Origin of the sequence: Paenibacillus sp. FSL L8-0641, from assembly GCF_038006265.1 — a bacterium.
Lineage (GTDB): Bacteria > Bacillota > Bacilli > Paenibacillales > Paenibacillaceae > Paenibacillus > Paenibacillus polymyxa_D.
Map to the genome: position 1 here is coordinate 4,194,891 of NZ_JBBOUW010000001.1, position 24,492 is coordinate 4,219,382.

The 24,492-nt window shown below is 45.4% G+C and carries 17 protein-coding genes, 1 pseudogene and 3 riboswitches; of the genes and pseudogenes, 9 read left to right on the forward strand and 9 right to left on the reverse strand.

The features are described 5' to 3' along the window. Positions 1-31 precede the first annotated feature (31 nt). Positions 32-126, reverse strand: a riboswitch (glycine riboswitch). A gap of 18 nt (positions 127-144) precedes the next feature. Then, positions 145-221, reverse strand: a riboswitch (glycine riboswitch). Between the two features lie 168 nt (positions 222-389). After that, a pseudogene (locus MKY16_RS18940) lies at positions 390-863 on the reverse strand (family 1 glycosylhydrolase); the annotation flags it as partial. 221 nt (positions 864-1,084) lie between these two features. Here MKY16_RS18940 and MKY16_RS18945 point away from each other — a divergent pair. The 4 genes from MKY16_RS18945 to MKY16_RS18960 all read left to right on the forward strand — a co-directional run bounded on the left by MKY16_RS18945 (position 1,085) and on the right by MKY16_RS18960 (position 5,918). Next, positions 1,085-2,056 (forward strand): LacI family DNA-binding transcriptional regulator, encoded by a 972-nt coding sequence (locus MKY16_RS18945; RefSeq protein WP_029518387.1) that lies wholly within the window; start codon positions 1,085-1,087, stop codon positions 2,054-2,056. A gap of 233 nt (positions 2,057-2,289) precedes the next feature. Continuing rightward, a complete protein-coding gene (licT, locus tag MKY16_RS18950; protein ID WP_023990001.1) occupies positions 2,290-3,132 on the forward strand; it encodes a BglG family transcription antiterminator LicT in 843 nt (280 codons plus the stop codon). A gap of 233 nt (positions 3,133-3,365) precedes the next feature. Beyond that, positions 3,366-5,222: a beta-glucoside-specific PTS transporter subunit IIABC gene (locus MKY16_RS18955; RefSeq protein WP_340956600.1), complete on the forward strand. Its 1,857-nt coding sequence runs from the start codon at positions 3,366-3,368 to the stop codon at positions 5,220-5,222. 177 nt (positions 5,223-5,399) lie between these two features. Further along, positions 5,400-5,918, forward strand: a complete 519-nt coding sequence (locus tag MKY16_RS18960) for a thioredoxin family protein (protein ID WP_039272589.1) — start codon at positions 5,400-5,402, stop codon at positions 5,916-5,918. Between the two features lie 178 nt (positions 5,919-6,096). On the opposite strand, the gene MKY16_RS18965 is transcribed toward MKY16_RS18960, so the two are convergent. Next, complete coding sequence (locus tag MKY16_RS18965; RefSeq protein WP_340957594.1) at positions 6,097-7,470, reverse strand: sugar phosphate nucleotidyltransferase; 1,374 nt, start codon at positions 7,468-7,470, stop codon at positions 6,097-6,099. Positions 7,471-7,630: 160 nt separating this feature from the next. Here MKY16_RS18965 and MKY16_RS18970 point away from each other — a divergent pair, with 160 nt between their 5' ends. Continuing rightward, the gene (locus MKY16_RS18970; protein WP_340956602.1) at positions 7,631-8,326 is read left to right on the forward strand and encodes a response regulator transcription factor; all 696 of its coding nucleotides are present in this window, start codon (positions 7,631-7,633) and stop codon (positions 8,324-8,326) included. Between the two features lie 42 nt (positions 8,327-8,368). On the opposite strand, the gene MKY16_RS18975 is transcribed toward MKY16_RS18970, so the two are convergent. Genes MKY16_RS18975 through MKY16_RS18985 form a run of 3 tightly spaced genes read right to left on the reverse strand, consistent with a single transcriptional unit; the run spans position 8,369 to position 15,029 of the window. Continuing rightward, complete coding sequence (locus MKY16_RS18975) at positions 8,369-12,799, reverse strand: hypothetical protein (RefSeq protein ID WP_340956604.1); 4,431 nt, start codon at positions 12,797-12,799, stop codon at positions 8,369-8,371. Between the two features lie 50 nt (positions 12,800-12,849). Next, entirely contained in the window at positions 12,850-14,583 is a 1,734-nt protein-coding gene (locus tag MKY16_RS18980; protein WP_340956606.1) for an ATP-binding protein, read from the reverse strand. Then, complete coding sequence (locus MKY16_RS18985) at positions 14,580-15,029, reverse strand: hypothetical protein (RefSeq protein WP_029518378.1); 450 nt, start codon at positions 15,027-15,029, stop codon at positions 14,580-14,582. Before MKY16_RS18985 ends, MKY16_RS18980 begins: the two co-directional genes overlap by 4 nt. Positions 15,030-15,074: 45 nt before the next feature. Here MKY16_RS18985 and MKY16_RS18990 point away from each other — a divergent pair, with 45 nt between their 5' ends. Beyond that, positions 15,075-15,782 (forward strand): response regulator, encoded by a 708-nt coding sequence (locus tag MKY16_RS18990; RefSeq protein WP_029518377.1) that lies wholly within the window; start codon positions 15,075-15,077, stop codon positions 15,780-15,782. Here the strand turns inward: MKY16_RS18990 and MKY16_RS18995 are convergent. Genes MKY16_RS18995 through MKY16_RS19010 form a run of 4 tightly spaced genes read right to left on the reverse strand, consistent with a single transcriptional unit; the run spans position 15,750 to position 20,222 of the window. Further along, on the reverse strand, positions 15,750-16,661 hold the full coding sequence (locus MKY16_RS18995; protein ID WP_029518376.1) for a glycosyltransferase family 2 protein: 912 nt from the start codon (positions 16,659-16,661) through the stop codon (positions 15,750-15,752). The two genes, MKY16_RS18990 and MKY16_RS18995, sit on opposite strands and share 33 nt — an antisense overlap. Beyond that, entirely contained in the window at positions 16,621-17,847 is a 1,227-nt protein-coding gene (locus tag MKY16_RS19000) for a glycosyltransferase family 4 protein (RefSeq protein ID WP_029518375.1), read from the reverse strand. Before MKY16_RS19000 ends, MKY16_RS18995 begins: the two co-directional genes overlap by 41 nt. After that, on the reverse strand, positions 17,831-19,096 hold the full coding sequence (locus MKY16_RS19005; RefSeq protein WP_340956608.1) for a transporter: 1,266 nt from the start codon (positions 19,094-19,096) through the stop codon (positions 17,831-17,833). Before MKY16_RS19005 ends, MKY16_RS19000 begins: the two co-directional genes overlap by 17 nt. 4 nt (positions 19,097-19,100) lie before the next feature. After that, positions 19,101-20,222: a glycosyltransferase gene (locus MKY16_RS19010; RefSeq protein WP_340956610.1), complete on the reverse strand. Its 1,122-nt coding sequence runs from the start codon at positions 20,220-20,222 to the stop codon at positions 19,101-19,103. Positions 20,223-20,619: 397 nt separating this feature from the next. Here MKY16_RS19010 and MKY16_RS19015 point away from each other — a divergent pair, with 397 nt between their 5' ends. The 3 genes from MKY16_RS19015 to tenA all read left to right on the forward strand — a co-directional run bounded on the left by MKY16_RS19015 (position 20,620) and on the right by tenA (position 24,476). After that, entirely contained in the window at positions 20,620-22,341 is a 1,722-nt protein-coding gene (locus MKY16_RS19015; protein ID WP_340956612.1) for an NAD-dependent malic enzyme, read from the forward strand. Positions 22,342-22,414: 73 nt separating this feature from the next. Beyond that, entirely contained in the window at positions 22,415-23,368 is a 954-nt protein-coding gene (locus MKY16_RS19020) for an AEC family transporter (RefSeq protein WP_029518371.1), read from the forward strand. 178 nt (positions 23,369-23,546) lie between these two features. After that, positions 23,547-23,649, forward strand: a riboswitch (TPP riboswitch). Positions 23,650-23,786: 137 nt separating this feature from the next. Continuing rightward, entirely contained in the window at positions 23,787-24,476 is a 690-nt protein-coding gene (tenA, locus tag MKY16_RS19025; protein WP_340956614.1) for a thiaminase II, read from the forward strand. Positions 24,477-24,492 lie beyond the last annotated feature (16 nt).

A 24,492-nucleotide genomic window follows, 5' to 3' on the forward strand; every position in this document is an offset into this window, starting at 1 on the left:
AAAAAGCCTAGGGTATTCCCTGTCACAGGTTATTCGCGTCTCTGTCCTTTTGCCTGAGAGTTTAAGCAGATGTTCTCTGCGGTGCACCTTCGGCGCCCAATTAAGGGTCTCTCCAGAGTTCTGTCCGTTTACGGTCCCCGCTTGTGGCTGTAAACAGCCTAAGCACCTGAGAGTTTTGCCCCTTCGGTCGGAACCTTCGTTCCATCTCCCGCAAACATCAACCAGACATATGAAATTTTTATTCATTATACAGAAAACTTTCAGCTTATTACAAGTGAAAAGTTTGTGAAGCCCTCTGAAATATTATTATTGAGTCTATCAAAAAAGCGGGTACAGCAGATCGCATCCTTAGGATGTCCCCTGCTATACCCGCCCGAGATGATATGGAATTACAATTCTTCACCGTTGGTTGCTATCACATTTTTATACCAATTAAAAGAGTCTTTTTTGGAGCGTTTGAGCGTTCCGTTACCGTCATCATCCAGATCAACGTAAATAAATCCGTAGCGCTTGGACATTTCGGAAGTAGACATGCTCACAAGGTCGATAGGGCCCCAGCTGGTGTAACCAATCAGATCAACACCGTCGGCAATCGCTTCCTTCATTTGGGCAATATGCTGACGCAAGTAATCAATGCGATATGTGTCATGCACAGAGCCATCTTCCTCCACCTTATCATATGCACCCAAGCCATTTTCCACGATGAACAGCGGCTTTTGATAGCGATCATAAAACGTATTCAGTGTAACACGCAGGCCGATCGGATCGATCTGCCATCCCCAGTCGGAGGACTGCAGATACGGATTTTTCACGCCACCAATCAGGTTTCCTGCTGCTTTCTCGCCTTCTGGACCTGCCGATACATCGTCATGGTATAAAGACCTCTTTCCGTATATAAGATTTTTACTTTGGCCTAAGTAACCCCATCAAATGCTGCAAATGTGAATCCATACCTAACGGTAACCGTTCTCCTTTGAAATGCATTGACAGATGCTTTAAAATAGACGTAATGCCCTCATAAGCATCCTAATTGTTGTAACGCGTTTCATGTCAAGTATTTTTTTCTTATGTGAGGAGAAGCTCCATGTCGAATCTTGATCAAATTGCAAAACTGGCGGGCTTTTCCAAGGCTACGGTATCCAGAGTATTAAATCAGTCCCCCCATGTCAGTCATGAAACAAGAGCTAAGATTTTGAAAATCATGCAGGAATTAGATTATGTTCCTAATCGGAATGCCATTTCCCTATCCAAGGGTCAGACGCTTCAGATTGGTATCATCACTTCAACGATTAATGAAATTGTTCTTGCTTTTCTGGACAGCTTTGTAGAAATCGCCGGACAATATGAATTCCAGACCATTATTTATACTTCGGGAGAAGACAAAAAGAAAGAGCTTCAAGCTTTTGAAGATTTAAAAAGAAAAAGAGTCGACGCGCTGGTCATCATTTCCTGCGTGAATGACACTGATTTTTTGAGTACCTATTGTAAATATGGCCCAATCGTAGCCTGGCAACGAATGGAGCATACCGATATTCGCTCCGTGGCAATGGATCAATATGAAGGTTACATGCTAGCACTAAAGCATTTGATACAAAAAGGCTATACTCGTATAGCCAATGCTTTTGGTCGTCCAAGCAGCATTAATACCCACAGCAGACAGCGAGCCTATGAGCAGATCATGAGTGAGCACAATCTGCCAGTGTTGCAACACTGGAATCACTCTTCTATTTATAATATCCGTGATGGCGAACAGGTCGTACGGGATTTGTTACAGCATCGGGGGGAATTCCCAGAGGCTATTTTATGTGCTAACGATTATGTAGCCGTGGGCATTCTCTGCGAAGCACGCAGACAACGGCTGAACGTACCGGGAGATCTGGCGATTGTTGGATTCGATAACACGGAGCTGTCGCATACGTTGGGGATTACAACGATTCAAAATCCCATCATGGCTCAAGCACAAAATGCTTTTTTCATGCTTTCCCCCCAGCTGATTGGACGCCAAATGGAGCTTCATTCGCTAGAGTACAGCCTCATTGAACGTACGACCACATAAGGTAACGCTTTACTTGCAAATTAGGCAAAAGGGCCTTGATATAAAATGTTTTTTGTCGAAACAGAATAAAAAATGTTGAAATCGCTTTTTTTTGTGCTACAATAGCACTATATCGAAGGATTGTGACCGGTGATGCGGGCAATGCCTGAGTTCAATTGAGTACTATTGCTAACAATAGTATTGAATTGTGCTTAGGCATTTTTTATTGGTAAAGGATGGGAGGGGGAACTTCAATGATTATTGAGAAGGTGCTCAATAACAACGTCCTATTGACTAAAAACGATAAAGGCAAAGAGGTCATCGTGATGGGAAGAGGTATTTCCTTCAAAAAGGTGGCTGGCGATCAAGTCGATGATGATAAAATAGATAAGATTTTCATGTTAAATGAAAACGAGTTCACGGCCAAACTAACCGAGCTGCTGAACGATATTCCTGTATCTCATCTGGAGGTCGTGAATGAAATCGTAACCCATGCAACAGAAGTGTTGGATACGGAGTTAAGCGATAATATTTATTTAACGTTGACCGACCATATTCATTTTGCCATACAACGGCAAGAAAAAGGACTGGCACTCCAAAACGCGATGCTGTATGAAATTAAACGCTTTTACAAAAAGGAATTTGCAGTTGGACTGGATGCTCTCCAAAAAATTGAAAATACGCTCGGAGTAAAATTGGGCGAAGATGAAGCGGGATTTATTGCATTGCATATGGTGAATGCACGGATTGACGGTAACGAAATGAAATCTACACTGAAAATGACTGAAATTGTCCAACATATATTGAACATTATTACGTACCATTACGGGATTGTGCTGGATGAGTCTTCTTTTAGCTATTCGAGATTTTTGACACATTTGCAATATTTTGCGATGCGAGTGATTCGTAAAGAAGTCATTCACAGTGGTGAAGAATTTTTGTACAACCAGGTGAAGCAGACGTATACCGAAGCTTTTGCTTGTGCCCAAAAGATCAATGAGTATCTGGAAAAAACATACGATCAATATTTAAGCAAGGATGAATACGTATATCTAACTATCCATATTCATCGGGTTACTGAGCGTAATAACATATAAGACTAACAACTTCATACCCCTCATCGTTCATGGATTGTGACTGGTAAGGCAGGCAAAACCTAAACTGATGGTGAAATCGACGTTCCTCTATAGGAGAGAGTGCGCAGTTTTCACCACGAGTTTAGGTTTTTCTTGTTTACAAGGTTAAAAAGATGCATGCCGGCGCATCTTAGCAACAAATGTAAACAGTAAACCCTATCAGTAGCAAGAATAACCCATAAGGAGTTCTAAATATGAGTGATAAAGAACTATCTAAAAAAATAGTGACTCTCGTTGGCGGCGAAGAGAATGTCAATTCCGTATTCCATTGCGCTACACGCTTGAGATTTAAATTAAAAGATCGCACAAAAGCAGACAAAGCTGCACTGGAAGCAACACCTGGTGTCATTACAGTGGTGGAAAGCAGCGGCCAGTTCCAAGTGGTCATCGGCAACAATGTAGGTCAAGTATTTGAGCATATGATGGCAGAAACGAATTTGCAGGATGCAGACAATCCTAATGCCAAAAAGGGAGAATCTTCCGAAAAAACAAATGTTCTTGGCAAAGCGGTCGATATCATTTCCAGCATTTTCTCACCTCTCTTGGGTGCTCTTGCCGGAGCAGGTTTGCTCAAAGGGATTATGGCCTTAATTGCGTCGCTTCATTGGATTGATACTATAAGCGGTACGTATCTCATTTTGAACGCCGCTTCGGACAGCGTATTTTATTTCTTGCCTATATTCCTAGCTATTACTTCGTCCCGTAAATTTAAGACAAATGCCTTTGTATCGGTCGCAGTTGCTGGAGCACTCGTGTACCCGGATGTTATTGCAGCGGTGGACCATCCGGCAAAACTGGCTTTTCTCGGGATTCCAATCATTCTGATAAAATACAGTTCCAGCGTAATCCCAATTATTCTCGCGGTATGGGTACAGTCCTATGTGGAACGCTGGTTCAATTCCTTTATCCATCAATCAGTTAAAAACATTATCGTACCTATGCTGTCTCTGCTGGTCGTTGTTCCGTTGACGTTTTTGGCCTTTGGTCCAGTCGGTAACCTGATCAGTCAGGGCTTGGCGAACGGTTTTACATGGGTATACAATTTAAGCCCATTGATCGCCGGTGCTGTTGCTGGAGCGTTCTGGCAAGTGTTTGTTATTTTCGGCGTGCATTGGGGTTTCGTTCCTATCATGCTATCCAATATTGCTACATTGGGTTATGACACGATGCTTCCGATGCTTACAGCAGCTGTACTTTCTCAAGCCGGTGCAACACTGGGGGTATTCCTGAAATCACGGAACACCCAGATGAAGGCTTTGGCTGGTTCATCTACACTGGCAGCTGTATTCGGGATTACTGAACCAACGATTTATGGTGTAACTTTGAAATTGAAAAAACCTTTCATTTATGCTTGTATATCCGGTGGTATTGGGGGCGCTATTATCGCTTCTGGCGGAGCGACTGCAAAATCCTTCTCCCTACCTAGTTTACTGGCGCTGCCAACTTATTTTGGAACTGGATTCTTGTGGGTAGTCATCGGTTTGCTCGTTGCCTTTGTACTCGCAGTTGTGTTGGTTATGATTTTGGGCTTTGATGATCCAAAAGAAGAAACTGCCAAAACAGAAGCTGCGCCTATAAAGAAAGAAGTGACAATCGAGAAAGAAATTCTCGTAAGCCCACTGCAAGGTAAAGTATTGCCTTTGGAACAATCTTCTGATGTTGCTTTTGCTTCAGGTGCTATGGGGAAAGGAATCCTTATTGATCCTACAGAGGGTGTGCTGACATCTCCTGTCAATGGAACGATTACGACCGTATTCCCAACCGGACATGCCATCGGTATTACTTCCAATGACGGAGCAGAAATTCTGATTCACGTTGGTGTGAATACAGTGAAGCTGAAAGGACAATTCTTTGACAAGCGCGTCAAAGAGGGTGATGTAGTGAAGCAAGGGCAATTGTTGCTCGAATTTGATATCGAACAAATTAAGGCGGCAGGCTATACAACGACTACGCCGATTATCGTAACAAATTCCGCTCAATACCTGGACGTATTGAACACAATGGAAACTGAAGTGAAGCGTGAGGATTACTTGTTGACTGTTGTGGTCTAACATTTAATTATCAGACTAGGGCATTTTGCATAAATCCCAGGAGCGTTTTCAATGCTGACTAAAGAAGCTTTCCCAATGGAAAGCTTCTTTTTTTATACATAATGAGACAAGTGTTACAGTGAAAAATGGAAATATCATTTATTGTAAGCGTAAGAATGTAAAAAAAGGAGGATTTCTGTGAAAAAAGGATATATCGCCGGGTTAAGTGTCATTGTGTTGCTTGTCATTGCTATCGCTATTTCAGCTGTAGTTAAATTTCAGGATCTGGAGCAGGTTGTTCAACAAAAAGACAAAGAAATCCAAGCGAGCAAAAGCAATTACCCCGAAATATATGACCACTTGAATGCGGTTACAGTTGATGGTTTTAAGCGTTTGATTCAACAGGATCAAAGTGTATTTGTCTATATCGGCAGACCGAGTTGTGGCGACTGCAATCGGTTTGAGCCTAACTTTAACAAGATGATCGAACAGTATAATCTAGGCTCTAAAATTACTTTTTTGAACGTTCACAAAATCCATAAGGACAAGCCTCAATGGAATAAATTCAAAGAGGATTACAACGTTAAATACACCCCCACTATTGCAGAATTCAGAAACGGCAAGCTGGTTGATAAAATAGAATGGACGCCCAAAAGAGACCTCAGTACGGATGCTGTAAAAGAGTGGCTGACTTCCAAGAAAATTATTATTTTATAAGTCTCTTTTCTATTCAATTCATTACAAACACAGAGAACTGTTTATGCAAAAAAAGGTATTCATTCGTATAACGCATGAATACCTTTTTAGGAATGCACAGGCATTTAAGCTCTAATAAAAAATAGTTCCTACTACTCTTCACTGCCTTCTGATAAACCTCGTTCGTATCTATCAGTCCCTATATTGTAGACACTTCATGAGTATGGTCGTCAATCGAATCAGGAAATTCATAACGGATAATATCCGTTTCGGATACGATATGTCCGATTTGTGACTCAATGAATTCTAAATCTCCTTCTACTGCCCCTATAAAATGCTTTGTACCGGGTTCAATGACGATGACCTCACCGGGGCTGACTGTCTGTATCACGCCATTGATAGAGACACTCCCGGTTCCAGAAACTATAGTCCAAACTTCTTTACGAAACTGATGCTCATGATAGCTGATAAATCTCCCGTTTGAAATGACCACGCGTTTGGTCACTGTCTGCAATCCACTTGCTGCCGCTTGATGGGATAACACCGTTTGCTTTCCCCAGAAGCGCTCCTCAAAACGTGGTCCGATTTCAATTTCCGCCACCATATCCTTAATTCCTGTGGATGACTGCCGATCCGTAACCAGCACGCCATCCGGCCCGGCAACGACGATAATGTCCGGGACATTCCAGATACTGACCGGAATCTCCAGTTCATTGATGATATGCGAGTCATGTGAAGCTTCTGAAATATATCCTGGACCACTCAGCTTCGAGCTTACTTCTCTCACCAACGAATCCCATGTGCCCAAGTCTCTCCACTCTCCATGATATGGAAGCACAGAGAGCTTATGAGTATGCTCTACTACCGCGATATCGAAGCTAGTTTTAGGCAAGTCTGCATAATTTGTCGAAAGAGATTCATAGTCGGCTGGTATACCCATTTGCTTCAGAATATCCAATAAAAAGCCCAGTCTAAAAGCAAACACCCCGCAATTCCATAAGGCCCCTTCACGGATCAACGCTTCTGAACGAATCAGATCCGGCTTTTCTACAAATGAACTAACCCTATAATATGGCTGGTCAAGTGAAGGAGAGGCTGAAGGCACAATATATCCGTATTTATCAGAGGGTTCCGTCGGAGCAGCCCCCATTAATGCGATATGGCTTCCTGATTGCTCTAATATGGAAGGAAGCCTGCGCAGATGCTCAAAAAATTCATCTCCCGCATACCCGTCCACAGGCATGACCCCTACGATCTCGTCGAGTGATGCGCCTGCAACGTCATGCAAGTAGGCCGTAGCCAGGGAAATGGCCGGGAAAGTATCTCGCTGAGTCGGCTCCTCAATCACTACAGCATCTCCGCCAATTTGTCCTCGAATCAGCTCGGCCTGAGTTCCACTCGTCGAAAAATAGGCCTCATCTGCCAAATTCGCCTCATCTAATTGCCTCCATATTCGTTGCAGCATACTTTCGGGCCGTTCGTCGTGACGTAGTATGGAAAGAAACTGCTTGGGACGGTTCACATTGGATAAGGGCCACAGACGTTTACCCGAACCTCCAGATAATAAAATCATTCGCAAAGATGCAACCTTCTTCCTGTAAATTAATATTTTTCTTACATTATAAGACTGTTCATTTTTCGCATTTCTGCCGAATACATAAGTATGTATTATCGTGGCAAATACATGATTATGCAATGCTATTGTATCTTTGTCTGTACAGGAGATGTCAGTCATGCCCATAAAAATACTCATCATTGAAGATCAAAAAAGTTTGGCAGATATGATTGCTCTTCACCTTCAGGAGGAAGGCTATCATACCGAGCTTATTTATGACTCTAAACTTGCAATTCCTACACTTATGCGTTTTAAGCCGGATATTATTGTGACCGCTCTAATGTTTTCCGGTAAAGTCGAATGTGCGCTGATCAGCCAAATCCGTCAATTTACCACAGTCCCTATGCTGGTCATCTCTAATAACACCGTGCTGAATATAAGAATAAAGGCTCTGGATGACGGAGCAGATGACTTCTTATGCAAGCCGTTCAGTCTGATAGAGTTAAATGCCCGCATCAAAGCCCTGCTGCGCCGCTGCGGCCGCAACATGCTCACTGAATCGCAAACGGTAACTCAAAAGATTAAAAAGGTAAGGGTTTGGGTGAATGATTACCGTCATTGTCTGTTAGTCGATGACCAAGAAATAGAAGTCACTCAAATCGAATTTTCTATTATAAAAGAAATGTCCTGCAATCCAGGTAAAGTCTTTACCCGCAGTGAGCTGATGGATCGGATCAAAGGCGGAGATGGCGCTTATCTGGATCGCACTATCGACGTACATATTTCCAGCCTCCGCAAAAAAATAGAACGTGACCCTAAAAATCCTAAGCACATCCGTACTGTATGGGGCAGAGGCTACAAATATGAGATGTAGTCGTATCATGGCTACCCATTTCCCCACTGAGCAGCTTGCTTTTTATGGAAGATTTCGCTTCTTCCATCGCCGATAAGGAAGAAAACAAGCTGCTCCACCCAATATCCCTATGAGGAACAGCACCCAGCCGAAACGGTAGGCGGAAGCCAGAATAACGACGACTTTCCCGTTCCCGTTACCATTGGTAATGAATCCGGTAGTCACTCCATTGACGGACAGACGGGCTCGCTGATTTTCGTTACCCAGTCTGAACTCCCACAGTGGATTAGGTGATTCGGTCTCCCGGATCAGCACCTGCTGATGCGTTGGATTATATAGCGTAAAACTGCGTTCCATGGAATTTTCACGAGTAGCCTGAATGCTTTCCGAAGTATGTGGAACCATAAAAAAGGTATCCATATCCGTTCCCTCAAACAACGTAAATTGATCCACTGTAATCATGGCTTGATAAGGGATAATGGAATATTCCTTCATTTGAAATAAGCCTGACTGCTTCTTGTGCGCATGCGCTAAAATTTGAAACTGCATCATGGCGGTTCCTGCCGGTGCCTTCACAATTTGATCATAATGATTCCATTGTTCCTTATCTCTCTCCTCCACCTCATCAATATAGGAGGTTTGAAGAACCTGGGACGCTTTATTCAAAAAAATGACCTTCATGTGCCGACTTCCAACTTGTTCGGATCGCGCATCCAACTGCACGGCATACTCTTGCAGCGGCTCGGCCTTCATTTTCTTGGACGCATAAATATTCCAGTCACAGGAATAGCTAGGTGCGTAACGGATAGAGAGCCCTTCGTCCATGATTGATAGCTTCGTCTGTCCAGGTCGTATATCCGCTACACATCCGACATCCGTCGTGCTCAATGATTCCTTCGTATCCTCCCGCGGCATCACCGTCACTTCCTGGCCACCCATTCGATGAATATCTCCAAAACGGCTCAATGAAGGCACCTGACTATCCAGGACAAGGGTTAAGCGATACTTTCCCTTGGTTAGGAACAGATTTTTAAATTCGACTCGGCCATAGTCGTTCAGCAGACCGGGAATTTGTATGATTTTCTTGGCAAAACCATCCTGATCGGGCACCGTTTCAATAACCTGCTTTTCAGATAAAGAGGTAGCGGGTAACCGCTTATACGACTCTTCCGTACGAATCGTTCTGGTCAGCACCTCTCCCGTCTCTTCATTCACCCACTTCATCGTTAATGACCCATGGTATCCTGCAGGTAGATTAGCCAAAATAGCTGTGGCATAGGTTCCCGTTTTGGCGACTTCCACATCCCTGCTTAACGTCCCCTTCTGATAGCTGATCCCTCGCCCCATACTAAGTCTTGGCAAAGCACGCTCCGTCTGCACATTCCCTTGGGCGTTAAAATCGTTCTCTGCCTCCAAGGTGAAAAAGAGCTTGCCCCGCTTCAATGCCTGCTCCACTGGAAAAGATAACCGATCTAGCTGATCCACAGGCACAATCGCAAATTGATTGACCGCATTAAAACCTTGCAGGTTATTAACCGTGACTGGAGTATCTCCTTTTGGAAAAACATGTTCTCCCAGATCGACCCATTGAAATTGGTTTAAACCATCATCCTGGGTCTTGATACTAACCACTTTGTCCGGTAACGTGACTTGTAATTTCCCGCCTGCCTTATTCATAAACACTCTGGCATATACATGCGAGGTTTGAGGTTGATCCAGTTTTTTGTGCATCGTAAACGTGTTAGGCTTACTGTATTGCCCCAAATCACGTAGCTGGATATCATGAATCCACCAGTAATTTTTTTGCTGTGGACGCTGCAGGGTTAACAAATCCATTCGCATCCAATAGCTGCCGGGCGGCGACACGTATTCCCCGTAAAATTTCACACTGTCAAAATTATATCCCTCCGAAGGCGCCACGACATAGCTAACCCCCAGTTCACGCATTTGCTTATCGTAAAATCTCATTTTCACATGCATTTTGTTCGTTCCGCGACCGGAAACAGTAATTTGGAACTGATACGGATTATTTTCCTTGGCTTCCAGCAAACCCGATCGAGCGACCTGCCATATATTACTCGGGTCACCCTTCATAATTTCGCCATGCAGAGTTGGCACATCATTCAATTCCTCACGGGGATTAGCCTGCACACTGAACAACTGCGGGTTATCCGGCTTGAAGAAGGTTTCGGTCCGCAACATGGAATCAAAGTCCACAACCGTCTTCCCTTCGATGCTGCTCATCTGATACGGGGCCACATCCAGCTTCTTACTGGCAAAGGTGACCGCAATCCCTGCATCCATTTCCATATCGAACGGAAAGTTCCGTATATTTTGGGAGGATAAATACCACAACCAATCGTTGGTCGAGGCAAAGGTTTTGGACCATTTTAAAAAGGCATTACCATCCTCAATGGCATCAAAAGGCCGTAAGTAATCCTCTGCTGGAAGCTGTGACAATAGCAAGTCATTAAAGGACACCGCTTCCACATAATCCCCTTTGTTAATCGTCTGGACGATTTTTAGCTCAGGCTTTAACGCACTGAACAGCACTCCAAAGCGGCTAAAATCAAAACCAGGCAGATGGCTGTAGCTCTCCAGCCGGCTAAAACCGTAAGGTGTTACAATTTTACTCGCAAGGATGTTCATATAGGGTGGTGTCTGGTCGAGATTGAATATGGAAAATAGCCCGTTCTGGTACGTACGTTTCAGCCCGGTCTGACCTTCCAGCTGAGAGAGGTGGAAATCCTGACGCTTCTCCTGTCCCACATATTCATCATGGTAGACCAACTGGTTAACACCAAAGGTAGAGAACAGCCAACCTAATCGGGAGCTTAATCCGTTGTCCATGACATACTGTAGAAAATTCATATAGTATGTAATACCGGGATCATTGCCCTCATGATGAAAGACCGTATTTTTAGGAGAAGAGTATACCTGAAAATCTCCGGTTGCCTTTTCGTTTGCGGTCTTCCCTTTATTCCATTTGGGCGTGGCTACTCCGTTATAGCTCTGAATCATATTGTCAGCAATCGGAAAGTATAATGCCTTGCTATCGAAACGATCCGGATCAGTCAGCTTTTCAGCCATTTGACCATAAGCCTCCGGCACTTGTACTGGCTTGTAGTACCCCTCAATGAACTGAGTGCGCAAGGGAGCAAAATATACCCCCAGACACAGGACGACGATAACGACCGCCAGCTTTTTATATACACGCTGTAGCGGCGATGATCCGAACCATTCCATAAATTGAATGACACCAAAGGTCAGCAACACCCCGCAATTAAGGGCAATCAGTCCAATAAATTTGTTAGGATCACGGAAAACCGAACCAATCACAGGGGTTTTCGTAACCAGAATGACAAACCACTTGGCAATCGATGGGAACGTCGTCCCGGTAGCTGCAACCAGAAACAGCAGCGTAAGTAGCGAGAAGATCAGAATGATCGGATTTTTATGTGAACGTGTCACCATCGCATACCCGATCAATAGCAACAAAAATCCCCCTCCTACATAAAACATGACAGGCAGTGAGGACAAGGAAAACATGGGCCACCAATAGCTCAGTAAATAACCCACATTATTTAAACTGCTGTTGCGGCTGAACAGAGACAACGTATCCACGACATTGATATTATGCTGAGACGCTTGAGCGTCCATCAACATGCTACCGACATATAGAGACAACCAATAAAAACTGAGCAGACCGAAAAACATGCCAAAAATGATCCCTTTACGCAAAAAATTGTCGTATAACGGCTGCAAATAGGTGCGACCAGCCTTACGGTGGGTCCAGGTCAGCTTGATCAATAGCAACATGGTGAACAAGCCCAAATAAATCATGCCGAAGAAAAAATAGTGAATTGCCGCAGCACTAACGGTGAATACCGCAGCCAACAGAAACAGGTCGATCCAGTTCCGCTGATACAACTTGTGGGGATGATAGTTTTTAATTTGTTGAATTTGAAACTTGGGGTCCACCGCACTGAAAAAGAATCGCAGCATTAACGGAAATAAACTATATCCACAGAGCAAATAAATATGCTGAATGCGGAAAATAACCCACGGATTCAACGCATAAAACAACGAGCCGACCATGATGGCAAAAATACGGGTCTTCGTAAAGCTTGGTGAATAATACACGCTAACCAATCGTTTGGCAAAGGCATACATCGAAAATGCCGAAACAAATAACAAGCCTGTAATAAACGACTTGAGCAAGACCGGTCCGCTTTCGTCAAATAAGAGTGACAGTCCATAGAAGGGCAAGATGTACAGGATACGTGGAGCATTGAACAAGGTCGAGGTAGACCATCGCTCGTTCCATACCCCGGTTATTTCCTCCAGATACCGATGAGAGGTGGCTCCAAAAGCAATGTCGCTAAACACAATTTGCCCTGGTCCATAGATGGGTGCAAGATATGCAACAATCGCAATCAGCATCAACATCATTGCCGCCATATCGTAACGATAGCGAAATACCCATTTTTTCATGCTTGTCCCCCTCTCTTGAACTTCTCGTATATCCGTCGGTTATCTTGGGCCTATCTTCTCAAACGAACGATTGCCTGCAAGCCCTGATCGGTATTACGCAGCTTTAAACGGCCGCCTATGGTCTTCAGGTATGCATCCATATGGTACAGGCTGAACGCATGCTCCTGCGAGTTTTGGGAATAGTCTGGCTGGAAATAGCTCCAACGCATTTTATCATCAATCCCGCCGCCTGTGTCCTCAATGATAATAACAATTTCTCCTTCTTCCAGCCGTGAACTAACCTTAAGCACTTGAGATTTCCGCTTGGACCGCAGACCTGTTCGGCCCTGTTCCTGATCCTCAGGCAATTCTCCGCCTTGGCCCATGGCCTGAACTGCATTTTCCAGCAGTCCCTGAATCGTTTTGTACAGCATGGGTGCTTGTACTGCAATCGATGGAACAGGCTCTTGCCGCAAGATCACTTGAATGTTCTTTATGTTCAATGAACGGTTCGCCCATTTCAGCGACTCAGACAATACTTCATTCATATCTGTAAAGCTAATTCCACTATTATCATGCATCTTCTCTTCCAGCTCATCGCGCAAGCTACGAACTCCCGTCAGTAACTCTCCCAGTGAGGATTCCTGTCTGAGACGACCCTGGATAAAATTTTCATTCAACTCGCGAAAATACTCCAGTTCCTCATGAGAGGCTCCTTTTCCCTGACTGGATGCCGCTTCAAAGCGGTTTGCTAGATCATGATAGAATCCCAGCAGCTTCAAATCATCACCGCCTGTGAGACGGCCAGTCTGCTCTTGCAGCTCTTGTAGCTGCTGCTCAATCGTCTGCATTAACGGCAAATAATACGTGTCCTGCTGCTGTCGCATATCTTCATCTCGCCGTTGATCACGCACCTGGTTGTTCACGATGGCATCCTTCACAATCCTTTTGCGGAACTGTACGAGCATGGCCCACAGAATGAACAATATTAGAACCATGACCATCCACAACTGTTTGCCGAAGGAGCTGATTCGCTGTGCTGTATCCTCGCTGACATCCTTAACCGATATGTAAAGGGCTTCTTCCCCAATGCGGCTAAATCCTATCCCGTATTTTTCACCGTCATCTTCAATGACACCTGTATTGCCCTCCAGCAGCCTACGGGTGACGCCCGTGATGTCCGTTCGGTTAATATCCGGATTACTTCGGGAAGCTACAACTTTAAATTGACCGTTATAAAATAAAGTCTCATACTGGTTAACCGGTTTACTTTTAATAATTCCGCTGAGCATATCAGCGTCAACCTTGCGCACCATAAAACCGCCCATCTGCGCTCCTTGAATCCTGCATGCGATATACTGGGCAGGCTGATGATCCTCTGTCACAAAAGAGCTTACTGCACAACCATTTTGCAGCCACTTAATCTGCTGGACCGCACTTTTCATCTCACGATTATCTCGTCCGACCCTCACATGATACTGTTCATCCAGCACATAAAAGGCCCCGCTTTCACGCTTAAACCCCTCAGGATACTGGCGTGTTCCCTGATTCAGCATATCTCTGCCCAGACTGGACGACAGCTCCTTCAATTCAGCCTGCCATGCGGCATAACGCTCGGTTATGCTGCTAGAAAGTTCCTGTACCTCATACTGGAGCTGTTCATTCTGAATCTCCGCCAAGTGAACACTGAATTGTCGCACGACAAACCATTGAAGCACAGCGGCCAAAAACACGGTCACACCCAGTACGATCAGGTACAGGATCAGCTTTTGCCAACCTGGTTTCAACAAAGCCCATTGTTTCATGCTTCCCTGTCCCCTCCATTTTGTTCACGACGGCTCAAAATAGCCTGCATCAGGCATTCCAGCTCGTAGCTGACCAGCGGTAGCCGTGCGCACAGCAAACGGGGAGTGCGGCGCTGGAGGGCAGCAAACCTCGCAGCGGTTTCCGTTGCCCCGTCCGTCAGTAGGATCAACTCGCATGTTTTTGCGATATATAAGCGATCCAACTCTTCCTCGCCGTATTCCCGCAGATCAACAACGTAAATATCATGACGATCGTCCATATGCTGAAGTGCGCTGGAGACAACCAGGGTCACCCCTGTATGCCGTGCAGCATGATACTGATGAAGGAGACGCATACCTTTTTCCCAGAGGGCATGCTCAGCCGAATCAAATCGTTCACAAAAAAGACGCAACGCCCGTTCTGTATTGACATCTTTCAAAAATGCCAAAACGCTGATATTATACATGTAGTTCCTCATTTCTTACTTCCTGATTGGAGTTGCGCAGTTCTTATGACACCCCAAAACATTCTATTTGTTGACGACAGCCCTATGGTTCTGTCCCTGCTTGAACGGACCCTGACGCAAGAAGCATTCACCTTACATACCGCTCACACGCCCAAAGAAGCCCTACAAGTGCTGGAACAGCACCCGATTGATGTGGTCGTTTCCGATCTGCTCATGCCTGGTCTGGATGGGATTACCTTCCTTCGCATGATTAAGAAAGATTATCCACATATCGTACGAATCATTTTGTCTGGTCACCTGCATACGCAGTCCATTTTATCGGCGATTAATCAAGTCGGTGTGTTCCGTTTTTTGACGAAACCGCTGGAGCTGGATGATGATACGCTAAAAAAAATACTGTATGAGGCGCTTGATCAAGCCAAACTCAATCGAAACAGCCTGCATGCAGCAGACCAGAACGTAGCTTCCGACCTGTCAGTATTTATAGACAGCATTTTGAATGCTCCGTACCGACCCTATGTGCTGCTGAATGAACAAGATATCGTAACCGCTGTACACATTGCACTTGCTGAGCTGTATCCTATTGGGCGCTCACTACGTCATCCTGACGGGGAAGGTATTCAGTTAACCACGCATTCATTATACATACCGTATGAGGAGTCGGAATCTTCCGATCCCGACCTGTACACGCTGGATACGCTGACCCTCGGACATTCATCGTTACGCCTTATCCGCCTTAGCGAGATCGCCTGAGTGACGGGTGCCGCCCTTTAACACGGCGGCTACCCCAATCACAGTTAGGCATACATACATCCACAACATCCCCATCGTCAGCAACGGGTGACGGATATAGTTTTTCAAATTCCCCCACGTATACAGCACCGGACGGAAGAAATACCAACGTTCCAGTGCCTTTCGTAATCCGCCCTCTTCAGATGACATCGTACGATCCATCACTGAAAAGTAGTAGGCTTTTTTACGTAATACATCGTGCAGATAGACCTGTTTTTCATCATGATATACCCGTGTAAATACCGCCCGGCGAATGACTCCACCAGACTCTATATAACGTAAGGTCGGCTGTATTTCTTCAAAAGCAATCTGCTCCGCATTAAACCCGCCCGTCGATTCATAAGCGCTCATTCGCCAGAAGCGTGCCGCTTCAATGGAGCGTTTTCCCAAGGTCTCACCCGCGTTATTAATCACATTTCGCTCAAAAACTTTCACTTTGGAAAAAAAATTGTCCGCTTCCGAATACGCCTCCTCCGGAACGACCAAAGCGCCAATATCCTGATGATCATCAAAAAAGTCGATGCTCTGCTGAATCAGATGTTCGGCTAAAATCATATCGGAATCCAATACAAATATGTATTCGGCACCCAAGCGTTTCGCTTCCTCAACCGCTCTAACCCTAGCGACTCCCCGCTCCCCATGGGGAAGCTCCAATACCGTTACGGGTACTGCGCTCCCTGCCGACAGCATACGAATCGTCTCGACGGTCCGGTCACTGGAGCCATCATCAGCAATTACAATATGCAGATCCTTGTAATTTTGCCCCATACAGCTTCGCAAACAAGGCTCTATCGTCCGTTCATTGTTGTACGTGGAGAAGAGAATGACCACTTTGTCCACTCTGTTCCGCCTCCTCTATCCAATCTTCCATCAACTGCTCAAACGCAGCAGCCGTATGATCAAAATGGAATCTTAACGCATATTGATACGCCCGCTCACGGATGGCCATGTAATCTTCGCCGCCCTTCGCTGCTCTTTCCATTTGTTCAGATAATCCCCGGATGTCGCCGTGAAAGCATAGATATCCGCTCTTCCCAAAATCCGTTGCATCCACCAGACCCGGTGAATTGCTGACAATGCTGGGCGTTCCAACCGCTGCCGCTTCGGTAATTGTCAACCCCCAACCTTCACGCAAGGAAGGAAACACCAGCGCGTGGGCACGACTCATCAGCTCCAGCTTATGCTCTGCTGAAACAAATCCGTAAAAGGTAATATCAGCTTGCGATTGCCCCTGTTCATCCGGTTCTCCGTATGTTAATCCATACCGTTTCATAATCGGCAACAATTGTTCTGCCACATAGGTTTTATCGGTTTTTCCGGCAATCCATAACATAGCCTGAGGGAACTTTTCCTTGAGCTGCCCAAAGGCCTCAACGACCAGATCAATGCCTTTATATTTGACGAAGCGCCCAGCGTACATGAAGGTCGGATTAGGTTCCTTCGTTAAAAATTGTTCGCGCGGCCAATGATCAAACTCAATGCCTTCCGGTAAAAGATGAACACGATCCGGGTGAAAGCCCAGCTTAAGTAGATCATACCGAGTAGACGGAGATACCGTAAGCGTTCGATCCTTACGAGCCAGCTTAAGCATCAAGGGTTCCATATGAAACCCAATAACATTTAGCGGGAATTTGGCGTTCTCAAACCATATTTCCCTTGTTAGCTGATGTATGAAAAAAATCCGCTTGGATGCCTCCACCCAAAATCGGGTAAAGAATTGATGCGTATTCGCCTGGTTAATCACATAGTCGATCTTCCTTCGATGACGACGGTAATAGCGCATCGCATAATAAATAACACTGTATATGTTTCCTTTTCGAATATACGTAATACCGTCGATAATTTCATGCTCAGGCATCCCCTCAAATTGGGGTGAAAAATGAATGAACTGGAAGCGGCCTTGTTGTGAGCGTTTAAGCATTTCGTGGGTGAAAATTTCTGCTCCTCCGCTTTTAGGTGAACGTATGTCACGCCAGGACAGCAATAGAACTACGGTTTTACCGTCCTGTTCATGTATGGTATTCATGGGGTACATCCCCCTTTATCTTTATTTTGAACAAATGCACATAGGCGTCTATCACAAAGTAGAGAGCCATAGCTCCGTAAACCATGAACTCAGATAGCAAGAAATCTACCGGCTCTGTGTGGGCAATATGAAAGGCTACTAATAAAGCCGCGGCTCCTGCCATCAGACTGAACATAAATTTGCGTCTGCCCACCAATACGTGCACATGCACAAAAAACAGCACGATGGAAAATAACCAGTACACCCATCCCCCCCATGGAATATAGACCTCGGCCGATTGGTAAGAGGCTCCGAATAATATGGGTATAGAGGATGGGAACACAAAGGTCGTGCCCACATATACACAGATCGCAGCTACAGCCATTAATCCGGCATAGACGGCAATCAACTTGCCCAAAGCTTGGCGGTCATGCCCCTGCGCACCGAGCTTTGGAATAAAGGCAGCAATCAGGCTATACGAAACGTAATAGACCAACTGGCTGTACTTCAGCGCAATGGCATAGCTGCTGGCCTGCTCGGGAAAGTAATGCTGTACATACAACATGTCGATAGAGATACAAAACAAAATGAATAAATTCGTCATAAGGCTATCGGTGAAATCCTGACCCAATGACTTCCATAGCCCAGAAGGGATATGTTCTCCACTGGTTGTGAATAAGGACAAGCCACGAGCCGAAACGATCCAGCCGTGGAGTAGCGACAGCAACATTCCCCCACAGCTCGCCAATAGTAGGGCTTCCAGCTTTAACCCCAGTGCAGCCAGAACAAAAAACAAGCTCAGCTTCCCTATTACTTCAATGTAATAGTTCACATTGAGCGCCAACATGCGTTCCCTACCCTGTAAATCTCCACGGCACGAACTCACCAAAATATGTAGGCCGATCAAGCCATACAGCATGAATAGCGGGGCGGAATCGACGCCTAAAAGCGAGCGCAATAACGGATGAATGATGAGTAAAATGATCATGGCAAGCACAGTTAGCACCAATGGTGCTTTTAGTAATAGAGAACCGAGCGGTAAGCTACGTAGCGCAAGCATCTTGCCACCCTTGGATACCAGCTTGGCGGTCAATAGCTGGATGGATAAGCCCAAAACGGACAACAGTGCAAAGAGGGCCAGCAGCGCATTCGCTTGACCATAGGCTTGTCCGGTAAGATACCAGCTCGCTGCAATGTGGAAGAAAAAATTAAACCCGTTAAGCAGCACATTAAAGAGAGGAAACATCAACGAACGCAATCGGTTGTTCACGTTGTTATCTCACCCGCCGATCCAGTCGCCAAATATCAATGACAGAGCGTAAAAAACGAATGGAATCCTTCCAGACATGGATGTGCGATCCATCGCGGTCAATACATTTGACGGGTAATTGCAGCACACGAAGCTGGAGTCGCTTGGCAATAAACATCATTTCTAGATCCAGCGCCAATCCGAGCTGTTCCTTTAAATGCGGAAACATCCGTTTCACTGCAACCGAACTCATCACTTTAAGCCCAGTCTGGGAATCCACCACACCTGTGGGTAAAAAAGGACGGGAAATGACCCGCTTACCAAAGCTGACAACAGATCGCAATAAAGACCGATTCTCGGCGGTCATATCCTTGGTTCCGATCACGACATCATAATAGCCCTGCTGAACAACATTAATCATTCTGGCAATATCCTCAATAAAAAAGGAGTCGTCCGCGTCCACAAATACGTAGTAATCCGCACCAATGGTCCGCATCCCTTCCAGATACGTCCCTGCCTTACGTGTATTGCGTCCCAATTCCCTTGTTTGAAGCAGCGGACTAAGATTCTGATTAATCCGGTTTACGGATAAGTCCGTTGCTGCCTCCAGCGCTTTAATCAAGGCATGGGTGCCATCGTGGCTGCCATCATCAATGAGATAAATCGAACCTTCAATAATATGGCTACGGATAAAGGCTTGCAGTCGTTCAGCAAAGGTTTTGACATGAACAAAACGTTGCTCTTCGTTATATACAGACAAGATAAATGCAATATGTTGGCTTTTGGTCGAATACTCGGGATAGAGCAAGCTTTGAATTTCCGAAAGTATTTCTTCGGTGTCATTGGCTTGCCAAAATAGCAGCCGCAAACGGCCTACTCCGGTGATTTGCACCATATGCTGATCACTGAACGGAAATGTTACATCCGTCACCAGTAACAATGGCATTTGCGGAAATTGGCTGCGGATCTGATTGGCTTTCCGCACCGCCTGCCCCGGCTCCCTATAATCAATCAAGCAGCAACATGCGTTCTCGTAGACTGAGGCTGCCTCCGTGTCCTTGCACTGTATATATTGGTAAAAATAAATTACATTGGGATAATCAATAGCCCTGTCGTTATCGCTAAAAATGGCTATAGGTCCCTGCACACAAACCTCTCCTTTTCCTCCGAATAGTTCTATTTTGTTGAAAAAGAATTAAGAATGTTTGTTTATAGGGATTAAATTAATGTCCAAATACTTCATATTTTCTTAACGAAATAGCTGACACTCCATGATATATAAGAGAATAAGAGAAGAAAAACTGATTTTCATATTTGATAAAAACAGAGTATTTAGACCTGATTCATTAGAACCAAAATCCTTAGTATTAGTTAGCGAATCCATATCGAAAGTTGGTCCTTTTAGATCAATAGAAAGAAATGAATATGGTTATTTTGTCATAGAAAGATAGATGAATAAACCAGATTCGCATGTCTATACTATGGACAACATGTGATCTTTCGTCATGAATAATCATGAAAATGAAAAGAAAGAAGGTCTTTCTATGGAAGCTTTTTATGTCAATCGCGATGGGTCATTATCTACTCCATTGCGGGGAAAGGATGTGTTAGCAAATCCCCTTTTGAACAAAGGTGTCGCTTTTACAGAAGAAGAACGCAAAGAACTGGGTTTGGAAGGAATCCTTCCTCCCACCGTCCTTTCATTAGAGAAACAGAGCATACGAGCATATCAGCAATTTCTCGCACAACCTACCATGCTACGTAAAAATGCTTCTCTCAACGACCTCCACAACCGAAATGTCGTCCTCTACTATCGGCTACTAACCGATCATTTAAGTGAAATGCTACCCGTAGTCTATACACCGACCGTCGGAACTGCGATTCAAGAATACAGTCACGAGTACAACCGTCCTGGGGGCGTATATTTGTCGATAGATAATCCGAACGGTATTGGACAAGCATTCTATAATTCCGGTTTGAGCGGCGAGGATGTGGACCTGATCGTCGTGACGGATTCCGAAAGTATTTTGGGGATTGGGGACTGGGGTGTCGGGGGGATTAACATTGCTATTGGCAAACTTGCAGTGTATACGGCTGCGGCAGGCATTCATCCCGGGCGGGTGCTGCCCATTGTACTGGATGTAGGTACGAATAATGAAAAGTTGCTGAATGATCCACTGTACATCGGAAACCGCCATAAACGGGTTCGCGGAGAAGCCTATAACCAGTTTATTGATACTTTTATCAGCAAAACGTTAGCGCAATTCCCGAAGGCGCTTTTACATTGGGAAGATGTGGGTAGCGTAAATGCACGCCATATTATAGGAAAATACGGTCAAAGTATACTCACCTTCAACGATGATATACAAGGTACAGGAGCGGTGACCTTGGCTGCAATTCTTTCGGCGGTAGGTGTCACCAAGACTCCGCTGCGTGAGCAAAAGGTACTTGTCTTCGGCCCAGGAGCAGCAGGGATCGGTAACGCTGACCAAATTCGGGGCGCTATGATCGAGGACGGCCTTTCCGCGGAAGATTCATTCAAGTCCTTTTGGGCCTTTGATTACCGTGGGCTGTTAACGGACGATATGGAAGATGTACTGGAATATCAGAAACCGTATGTACGTAAAAAAGAGGAAGTCAGCTCATGGACGCGGTCGGATGACGGCAAAATACCGCTGCTGGAGGTCATCCGTCAGGTGAAGCCTACCATATTAATCGGAACTTCTGGAGTAGCAGGTGCCTTTTCTGAAGAGATCATCAAAGAGATGGCGAAGCATGTAGAACGCCCGATCATTATGCCCATGTCCAATCCTACAAATCTTGCAGAAGCTATACCTGAGGATCTAATACGGTGGACCGATGGCAAGGCATTAATTGCTACCGGAAGCCCTTTTGACCCCGTCACTTATAACGGTACGAAATTTGAAATTGGACAGGCGAACAATGCCTTTGTGTTCCCGGGACTGGGTCTGGGTGCGATTGTGGTTAAAGCCAAAAGGATTACCCCTGCGATGTTTACAGCCGCAGCAGATGCCGTTGCCAATGGCGTAGATTCGAATAAGCCTGGCGGTGCGTTGCTCCCTCATATCCAAAAATTACGTGATGTTTCGTACGTTGTTGCGGTTGCGGTAGCGAAAGCAGCGATTCAGGATCAGGTAGCTCAGGCACACATTTCAAATGTTGAACAAGCTATACGGGATGCAATGTGGAAACCGGAATATGTCAAGGTCAAAGCAGTGGAAAGCGTAATACATCACCCTCACTAATGCTCCATTTAAGAAAGAGATTGCCTTGTTCAGACAGGCAGAATACGTCAGTTCAAGCAAGGAGAATCAATCTATGAGTGTCGGACATATCTTGTACATTTTGGTGCCGATTTTTTTCGTTATTATTTTAGGGTGGTTAGCGGGGCATTACAAAAGCTTTGATGCCTCTTCCTCCAAAACCCTAAATGCGCTCGTTACCAAATTTGCACTACCTGCGCATCTATTCATCGGTATTACGACAACGGACAGGAAAGCGCTCATCGAGCAATGGCCATTCCTGCTGGCCCTGTTCATTGGCATTGTCGGCTTTTTTACCGTTCTCCTTCTACTGTCCCGCTTTGCGGGGAAGCAGTCGGTCAAGGATGCCGCCATGTTTGCTTTGAACTCGGCACAGCCGACCTTTGCTTTTATGGGCATTCCTGTGCTTGGAGCCATCTACGGTTCCGCTGCTGTCGCCATTCCGATTGCGCTTACCGGGATCGTAGTCAATGCCGTCCTTGACCCGGCGGCTACCATTATAGCTACCGTAGCCAGCAGGAATTCAGGCAAAGAACGGAACGGTCACCTCGGAAGGTTAATCTGGGACTCCATTCTTCATGGATTAAAAGAACCGCTGGCGCTGGTTCCACTGATTGGTGTAATTTTGACCTTGTTCGGCTTCCATTCACCGGATTTGTTGAACAAATCGTTGAATCAAATCGGAGACATTACGTCCGGGGCCGCTTTATTCGCTGTCGGAGTGACCATTGGCGTACGCAACATTAGTTTTAGTGTAAGTGCCTTTGCCATCGCACTGTTAAAAACAATTGTACAGCCTTTATTAATGCTGCTGATCGCCTACCTGTGCGGTCTGTCGTCTGCAGATACTGTGAAGGCAGTTCTGCTCGTTTCCTTCCCGGGTTCAGCAGTCGCTGCTATGATCGCCACCCGTTTTGAAAGCCTGGAATCAGAAACAGCCTCCTCCTTTGTCATCAGTGCTGTCATATCGCTCGTTACACTCCCAGTACTGATTTCTCTATTGGTATAAATGCTGATTATTTAGACATTGGAGCCTGCCGCGAATTCCTTCGTGTAGACGGAACTGATCTTCTCCAGCGCCTTTTTCCCTCTCGGAAGCGAACTTCAGCTCTGTCGTTTGGCCCTTGACCAGATAGACATGTTTGACATAGCGTATGAACGTATGTACAGTAATAGTCAAAAGAATAGAAGTCCACTAGGGGAGCCGCTATGGCTGAGACAAGAACGTATCTTGGACCCTTTGAACCTGATCTAGTTCGTACTAGCGTAGGAAAGTGGAGCCTTTATATATAAGGTTTCAAGCGTTTTTTTGCGCATTGTGCCTATTGTTGAAGCCGCTCCAGTTTTCCGGGGCGGCTTTTTAGCGTTGTTCCGGAATTATATTCTTACAGGACTTCTTGCTCTTCAATTTTATGGAGGTGGCGAAATTGAGTTTCACACAAGAACTCCGTCGGCAGGCGGACGGCATTTTTCAAGCGATTTTTGAGCATCCCTTTGTGAGAGGTATTGCTGAAGGAAGTTTGACAAGGGGACAGCTGATTCACTATGTAAAACAGGACTTTGAATATTTGAACGCCTACATGCGGATATACGGCATCGCAATCTCCAAATGCACGAATCGGGAGGACATGGCTGTATTTAATGAACAAATCTCTTTTATTCTCCACAGCGAGGTTCACCCGCATCAAAATTTCTGTGCTGTCGCAGGGGTGACCTATGAAGAATTGCAGGGATATCCGCTCGCTCCGTCGGCTCATCACTATATCCATCATATGCTGACGGTTGCGCATGAGGGCAACCTGGGCGAGATCTTGGCTGTGCTGCTGCCATGTATGTGGACGTATGCCGAGATTGGCCGCAGGCTGCTAGATGAAGTAAAGCCGGATAAGTCCCATCCGTTCTATGAATGGATTGGCTTTTATGGAGACCAGCTTGATGATACAACACTCAAGTTCCGAGAACGTGTAGATGCTTGGGCGGAAGGGGCAACGGCTGCTGAGCGGGAGCGGATGATTGAGCATTTTATACTGAGCTGCCAGCTGGAATATAAGTTCTGGGACATGGCTTATAAGCAGGAAGAATGGCCGGTCCAGATGCAGGCAGCGGTCTTGGAATAGTCAGCCTGTCAATTCG